At 67.6% G+C, this 1,196-nt stretch carries 2 protein-coding genes; one reads left to right on the forward strand and one right to left on the reverse strand.

Annotated features, from left to right (window positions below):
* The coding region (locus D7231_RS35175) for a GMC oxidoreductase (protein ID WP_242000087.1) at positions 1–550 on the forward strand (550 nt) is incomplete at its 5' end.
* A gap of 365 nt (positions 551–915) precedes the next feature.
* Here D7231_RS35175 and D7231_RS35180 read toward each other — a convergent pair.
* Positions 916–1,196, reverse strand: a 281-nt coding sequence (locus D7231_RS35180; RefSeq protein WP_147449903.1) for an integrase core domain-containing protein, incomplete at its 5' end; no start/stop codon positions are given.

Consider the following 1,196-nt stretch of genomic DNA (forward strand, 5'->3'; position numbering starts at 1 on the left):
GGTCATGCAGACCCTCGACAACTCCCTGACCACCTACCGCAGGCCGACCGGACCCGGGAAAGGCTTGCTCACCGCCGCGCAGGGCCATGGCACCCCCAACCCGGTCCATATCCCAGAAGGCGCCGAGGCAGCCCGCCATCTGGCAGAAGAGATCAATGGCTTTCCCGGCACCAACATCGGCGAGCTGATGGGCGCCCCCCTGACCGCGCACTTCCTGGGCGGCTGCCCGATCGGCGAAGACCGTGAGCACGGAGTGATCGACCCGTACCACCGGCTCTACGGATACCCGGACATCTCGATTGTCGACGGCGCGGCTGTCTCCGCGAATCTCGGCGTCAACCCCGCGCTGACGATCACGGCCCAGGCCGAACGGGTGATGGCCCTGTGGCCCAACAACGGTGACGACGATCCACGCCCGGACCAGGGCGCAGCCTACACCCGGGTGACCGCGATCGAGCCGAAAGCCCCGGCCGTCCCGCCCCATGCCTTCGCAGCCCTGTACCTACCGCTCCTGCCACTCCCGAAAGTTCCAACCAAGCCGACAGACTGACACGCGAAGCAACGCCACCCGGCCACGTTCTCCGGACTAGTCGAGACCGCCCGGCCGTAGCCTGGCGGTCGGCCCGAGGCCGCCCCGCAGCCCCGACCGGATCACCGCCGCGACCAAGGAAGCGTTCCCCCAGCGGTTCCTCGCCCAAAGCGACGTCCCGCACGTGCAATCGACCACGGTCGGGGAGGTCGTGCTCCCGGTCGACGTCGTCACCCTCACCCCCGACGGCGGTTGGCAGGTGCTCCGCACGGGTTACCAACAAGTCTCCGAGGCGGTCGCCGCTATCGCCCCGCCAGGGAGCGAGGTGTGTCTGAGTCTTTGAGCCAAAGTCGGGATTAAATACCCAACCAGGATCTAATGGACTTTCAGGACTCGTGGTGCTGCTTTCGACGGTAGGCGATGCGGTCGGCGTGCGCCTGCCGGAGGCCCTCGGTGCGGGCCGAACGGATGGTGTCACCGCGGCCGGTGTGTTCGTCGTCGGGTGTGACGTATCCGATGCCGGCGTGGAGGCGGACCGTGTTGTATTCGGCGCGTACGGCGTCGAGTTCGGCTTCCAGATCGTGCGGGTCGCGGATCTTCTCCAGGTGCGGCCACTCGCCCTTGACGTGGCCGAACAGCGACTCGATCCAGGCCTGGTCGTTGGGGG

Source organism: Streptomyces klenkii, assembly GCF_003626645.1.
Lineage (GTDB): Bacteria > Actinomycetota > Actinomycetes > Streptomycetales > Streptomycetaceae > Streptomyces > Streptomyces klenkii.